Source organism: Wolbachia endosymbiont of Drosophila bocki (genome assembly GCF_028982005.1).
GTDB classification, from domain to species: Bacteria; Pseudomonadota; Alphaproteobacteria; order Rickettsiales; family Anaplasmataceae; genus Wolbachia; species Wolbachia pipientis.
This window is the reverse complement of the sequence record NZ_JAPQLG010000033.1, coordinates 1-5,756: the sequence shown is the minus strand read 5'-3', so window position 1 is coordinate 5,756 and position 5,756 is coordinate 1. Positions and strand designations below refer to the sequence as shown.

At 35.0% G+C, this 5,756-nt stretch carries 5 protein-coding genes and 1 pseudogene; 3 read left to right on the top strand and 3 right to left on the bottom strand.

The window, feature by feature from the left end; translation table 11 throughout:
- The first annotated feature begins 177 nt into the window (after nucleotides 1–177).
- Nucleotides 178–1,091, top strand: a pseudogene (locus tag OZD61_RS05835) (IS110 family transposase).
- A 75-nt stretch (nucleotides 1,092–1,166) separates the two neighbouring features.
- Entirely contained in the window at nucleotides 1,167–2,540 is a 1,374-nt protein-coding gene (lpdA, locus tag OZD61_RS00610) for a dihydrolipoyl dehydrogenase (RefSeq protein ID WP_274979463.1), read from the top strand.
- A gap of 5 nt (nucleotides 2,541–2,545) precedes the next feature.
- Here lpdA and OZD61_RS00605 read toward each other — a convergent pair whose 3' ends face one another.
- On the bottom strand, nucleotides 2,546–2,938 hold the full coding sequence (locus OZD61_RS00605) for a hypothetical protein (protein WP_274979462.1): 393 nt from the start codon (nucleotides 2,936–2,938) through the stop codon (nucleotides 2,546–2,548).
- Between the two features lie 69 nt (nucleotides 2,939–3,007).
- Here OZD61_RS00605 and murG point away from each other — a divergent pair, with 69 nt between their 5' ends.
- Nucleotides 3,008–4,039, top strand: coding sequence for an undecaprenyldiphospho-muramoylpentapeptide beta-N-acetylglucosaminyltransferase (gene murG / locus OZD61_RS00600; protein ID WP_274979461.1), 1,032 nt, complete (start codon nucleotides 3,008–3,010; stop codon nucleotides 4,037–4,039).
- Here the strand turns inward: murG and gshB are convergent.
- Together gshB and OZD61_RS00590 are read right to left on the bottom strand one after the other, a co-directional pair.
- Nucleotides 4,024–4,953 (bottom strand): glutathione synthase, encoded by a 930-nt coding sequence (gshB, locus tag OZD61_RS00595; RefSeq protein ID WP_274979460.1) that lies wholly within the window; start codon nucleotides 4,951–4,953, stop codon nucleotides 4,024–4,026. The two genes, murG and gshB, sit on opposite strands and share 16 nt — an antisense overlap.
- A gap of 60 nt (nucleotides 4,954–5,013) precedes the next feature.
- Nucleotides 5,014–5,610, bottom strand: coding sequence for a BON domain-containing protein (locus OZD61_RS00590; RefSeq protein WP_274979459.1), 597 nt, complete (start codon nucleotides 5,608–5,610; stop codon nucleotides 5,014–5,016).
- Nucleotides 5,611–5,756 lie beyond the last annotated feature (146 nt).

Here is a 5,756-nt window from a genome sequence, read left to right as displayed (position 1 = left end):
TTTCAGGTTAATAAAATTAAATTATTTGAGTAAATACAATACTATGTTTTTATTTGTGGGTAATAGTAAGGCTTAAAGCAAAATGTAGTACGAACGGTAGGTGGATCTAAAAGATCGAATTACAATCCTGTATACAGCATTTTGCATTATTGTTTGATTATATTTATAGGTACAAAAATAGCTAGAATAATTTTCATGGGAGTAGATGTTTCCAAGGAAGCATTGGACATCTCAATTAATGGCAAGCATAAGCGCATAGCAAACGTGAGTGATGCTATATCTAAGTTTATAGAAACAAATATAGTCGATTTACCCATCAAGTTATGTGTAAGCTGGTGGCTATGAAAAGCTCATTATAAAATTGTTGCAAGATAACTGTCCATAAAGCTCACCCGAATCGGGTATATGCATTTGCCAAAGCTTGCAATCATTTTGCAAAAACTGACAAGTTAGATGCTAAATTACTGGAAAAATACGCTGAATTTGTCAGTAAAGACGGTGAAGTAAAAGGATGTATAATTTCACAAAAGCAAGAGGAATTAAAGGAGCTGGGGGCAGTTGAGCGTAATTTAAATGATGCAATTCATGCAAACAAGTGTCGCCTGCAAAGTGCGACGGGAAAAGCTAGAGAATACATAGAAAGACAGATAGGGTTTGCTGAAAAACAATTGAAAGAAATTAGGCAAGACATAGAAGACGCAATAGCTGAATTGAAAGGAAAAAATGAGCTTTTAATCAGCTATAAAGGTATTGGATCAAAGACGGCGAGCGTTCTACTGACAGAGGTGCCTGAGCTTGGTAGATTAGAGAATAGAGAAATTGCATGCTTAGTTGGAGTTGCACCTAAAACTAGTGAAAGTGGAAGAAAAGTTGGCAAAGCTCAAATCAAAGGAGGCAGGTTTTATGCAAGGAAAGCACTATACATGTCAGCTCTTGTTGCTATGCGCCACAACAGAAAAATGAAAGCGTTTTATCAGCGTTTGGTTGATTCTGGCAAAGCTGCTAAGGTTGCATTAGTTGCTGTCATGAGAAAAATTATCGTTTGTTTAAATGCCATGATAAAAAATAACAACTTTTATCTTGACTCTTAAGACGGTAGATGACAGACCATTGATTGTATGGGTTCCATCTGTTATATATAATCTTTTTGAATACGAAGAAAACTGATGAATGAGTATGATATTACGGTTATAGGCAGCGGTCCTGGTGGTTATATAGCGGCAATTAGGGCGGCACAGCTTGGGTTTAAAACTGCAATTGTGGAAAAAGAAAAAAATTTAGGCGGTATATGCTTAAATTGGGGATGTATACCAACAAAATCACTGCTTAGAGCATCTGAGGTTTATAGGCTAATAAAAAGATCAAAGGAGTTTGGTATAGAAGTAAAGGGAGCGAATTTTGATATACAATCAATAGTGAAATACTCAAGAAACGTTGTTGATAAATTGTCAAGCGGTGTTGCATATTTGATGAAAAAAAATAATATCAAAGTTCATCAAGGTTTTGGTAAACTTGCAGGCAATGGTACTATAAAAGTCGTTAGCGATAAGGAAGAACAAGAAATTGTTTCCAAGCATATCATTTTAGCAACAGGCGTGAGGGCACGGAATCTGCCTGGAATAGAGGCAGATGGAGATTTAATATGGAGTGCGCAGCACGCTATGACTCCAGAGAGATTACCAAAATCGCTACTAATTATAGGGTCTGGTGCAATTGGAATAGAATTTGCAAGTTTTTATAGTACTTTGGGTGTTGATGTAACAATCATAGAGATAAAGGGCACTATTTTGCCGCTGGAGGATAAGGACATTTCAGATTTAGCACAAGAAATATTCACAAAACAGGGGATAGAAATATATACAAGCAGTAGCGTAAAAGCTCTTACTAAAAGTAAAGACTCTGCTCAAGTGCTACTAAGTAGTGGTGAGAGCAAAGAATTTGAGAGGGTGGTTGTTGCGGTTGGAATTCAAGCAAATATTGAAAATATAGGTTTAGAAAATACAAAAATTAAATTAAGCCCTTCTGGCTTTATTGAAACGAATGAATGGTATGAAACTAGTGAATCAAATGTGTATGCAATAGGTGATGTAGCTGGCCCACCATGTTTAGCACATAAAGCGAGCCATGAAGCCGTGATCTGCATTGAAAAGATTGCTGGTAAAAATGCTCATGCGTTAAAAAAAGAATGCATACCAAATTGCACTTATTCTCATCCACAAATAGCGAGCATCGGCCTTACTGAGGAACAGGCAATAAAAGGTGGGTATGATATAAAAATAGGAAAATTTCACTCTAACTTTAATGGTAAGTCTGTTGCACTCAGTGAAACTGAAGGGTTAGTGAAAACGATTATAGATAAAAAAACCGGAGAAATTCTGGGTAGCCACATGATAGGTGCAGAAGTAACGGAGTTAATTAGCAATTTTGCTCTTGCAAAGCAACTAGAAGGAACAGACTTCGACATAAAATCCACGATTTTTCCTCATCCAACCATTTCAGAGATGATACATGAATCAGTGCTTGCTGCAGATGTTAAATAGTTGAACTAACGTTCCATCGTTTTAGAGTTGTCAATGTCTTGAGTAGTAGTTTGATTAGGCACTTTAGTTTCAATAGATTGATTACCACCAGCATCAGAATTCTGTAACTCTTCTTTCAATCCCTTAGCTGCTTCTTTAACTTCAAGCTTTGCCTTTGGATGAAGATCTTCTGGGCCTTTTCCTTTAGTATCCAAACCTTGTTGTAGACTAGTGCTTTTCATTTTATTATGCTGCTCGTGCTCAGGTAGGTCAACAACCGAATTGAAAAGAATTTTTACTATATTTTTTAGCAGTTCTAAAAAACCTCCGCTTCTGCCTTCTCTTTGTTCTTGAGGTTTATTTTTCTCATTAGGTTCTTTTTTACTATTACTTTTAGGCATTTTTAACTCAACTATCATAACGCTTAATAAAATTCTACGTGCAAATTGTTAAATAACAGTTAACAATCTAGGATTTATTATTTACAGATGGATATTATTTTAGCAACAGGTGGCACAGGTGGGCATATCTTTCCGGCCATAGCTTTAGCAAAAGCACTAAAGACACAAGGATACAATTGCATATTATTCACTGATAAAAAAACAAATAAAAATACCGACATAGAAAGCTACACCTTACCATTACGTAGACCAAGCAGCAACAAATTTAAGTTTTTCCTTTTCTTGATATACAGCTCTATGTTAGCACTGTATCAAGTAAGAAAATTAAAACCAAAATCGGTCATTGGTTTTGGTAGCTATGCTTCTTTTCCAACTCTTCTTGCAGCAAGAGTTCTTTCTATACCTATAATTTTACATGAACAAAACACAGTTTTAGGGAGAGTAAATAGATTCTTTTTCAAGAGTGCAAAATTAATTGCAACCAGCTTTCCGGAGACTAAATATGCAGAGGGCAATAAATGTATTTTTACAGGAAATTTTGTTGATATAAAAGCACAGAGCCATTCTAGCACTGAGAAAATCCTAAATATATTGGTCATAGCAGGCAGCCAAGGTGCAAATTTTTTTGATGATGTAGTAAGCAGCGTAATTTGTGATTTACCTATTAAAATGAAAAAGAAAATTAGAGTGACGCAGCAATGTACGAAGAAAAATGTAAACAAGGTCAAAAGTCTATACAAAAGTGAAAAGATCGATTGTGAATTGAGTGAATTTTTTGATGATATGGGGAATAGACTGGCCAATGCTCACTTGGTAATTAGCAGAGCAGGAGCAACTTCAATAGCAGAGATCACTCTTGCTAGGCGTTCTGCTATATATATTCCTTACCCTTACTCAAAAGATAATCACCAATTTTATAACGCAAAATATATTGAAGACTCGAGAGCAGCTATAATAGTTAAGCAGAATAGTGAAGCAAAAAAAAATCTAACAGAGGTACTATTTGATCTATTAAATAATTCTCAAAAATTGCGTGATATGACCAATAGTACAGAAAAAACAGGGATAAAGAATGGGACTACTGAGTTTGTTAAGGTGATTGTTCACAGGTTTAGTTGATGGCTGCTTGCTTTTTCTTCAAACACATCCCAAAGATCTTTTTCTAGCGATATATTATACAATTTATTGATATGAACTACTCCCGTGGGTGAAGTTGTGTTAATTTCGAGCAGGAAGTCATCTATAATATCAATACCAACAAATATTAGCCCTCTTTTCTTTAATTCAGGACCAATTTTGTTACATATTTCATTGTTTCTATCGTTCATTTGAGCGGGCTCAAAACTTGCTCCAAGTCGCATGTTTGTTCTGATCTCTCCACTGATTTTTGGAATTCGTTTCATTACACCAATTGGTTGGCCATAAAGTAGCAATATTCTTTTATCTTTATCTATGTTTTTACAAAATGATTGTGCAATCACAGGGCATTCGTATTTTGCTATCATGAGATCCACTACTACTTGAATACTATTCTCATCTTGTATTCTTATCACATCGTTTCCTCCATAACTATACAATGGCTTCAGAATAATATCTTGATAGTTGCAGTAGAAATCTCTAATCATTGATATATTTTCAGTAATCAAAGTTGGCGGAATTAGCTCTGGAAATAATGAAGTTATCAATTTTTCAGGACAATTTCTTATTTCTGTTGGATTGTTAATTACCAATGCGCTGGTTTTTTCTAAGGTATATGTTGTTGTAATATAACGCATATCAAAGGGTGGATCCTGTCTGATAAATATGATGTCCATTTCATTCAAGTTGATTGCTACACCCTCTTTAGAGATAAAACTAAAATCATCAACGCTGACTTTCTGAGCCAGAGCAATTGGATGGTTTAGCTTTAGTGCTAAATTGTTAGGAGCATAGACAAAAACTTCGTGCTTCCTCCTTTGTGCTTCCTTTATTAGCACGAATGTAGTGTCAGTTTCAAAATTTATATTTTCATCCATCTGAAAGGCAATTTTCATTTATGTTCTCTACCTATTGTCACAACTGTACAAATGTTATAATTTGAAAGCGATTTTTGCCTAATGGCGTAACTTACTGTACCTGTATCGTACATAACTTACAACTTGTTTTACTCCCTTTACTTTTCTTGCAATTGCTATTACAGCTTTTAATTCCGCTTTATTTTGGGCTATACCCATCAAATAAACAACTCTATCAACCGTATTAACGCTATAATTAATTGACTTAATATTTCTTTTTCCCAGGAGTCTTGTTCTTATTTCCGCTGTTGTCATGCCATCTACAGTGGTATCTAGCATGGAAGCCATTTGAATTGGTATTACTCTTATTTCATTTATCACTTCTTTAATTTCTTTTTGCTGCCAAGCTATTTTTTCTGCTGTAAGTTGTTTTTCAGGAGTGTCAACACTTCCAATGAGCAATACTCTTCCTTCACTTACTTTAACCTTTATGGATGAAAATAGCCCATGTTTTAAGAGCCCCTTATTAATTCTGATGACCATAGTCGTATCATCAATGATATTTCCCAAGGATTTGTCCTGCATTGTTACTGCTGTTGCTGTCGCTGTAGCCACCACACCACCTATTATAAGGGTTGTGCAACCACTTTGTGTAATCAAAAAAATTGCGAGTAAGAAGCTTGTTATTAATCTCATTATTGATTTTCATGGTTTAGAGCTTTCATTAAGAAATGTTAATAAGCTTTTTTGATTGTGTAAATACCATAAATTAAGTAAGAACCTGTTTAAAATCTTCGTAATAGGAGAGAAATGAAGGAAAGGACAATCATTTGCAAGCTGGT

Coding starts and splice junctions, on each gene's coding strand:
- lpdA (WP_274979463.1), top strand. CDS start 1,167: ATGAATGAGTATGATATTACGGTTATAGGCAGCGGTCCTGGTGGTTAT.
- OZD61_RS00605 (WP_274979462.1), bottom strand. CDS start 2,938: ATGATAGTTGAGTTAAAAATGCCTAAAAGTAATAGTAAAAAAGAACCT.
- murG (WP_274979461.1), top strand. CDS start 3,008: ATGGATATTATTTTAGCAACAGGTGGCACAGGTGGGCATATCTTTCCG.
- gshB (WP_274979460.1), bottom strand. CDS start 4,953: ATGAAAATTGCCTTTCAGATGGATGAAAATATAAATTTTGAAACTGAC.
- OZD61_RS00590 (WP_274979459.1), bottom strand. CDS start 5,610: ATGAGATTAATAACAAGCTTCTTACTCGCAATTTTTTTGATTACACAA.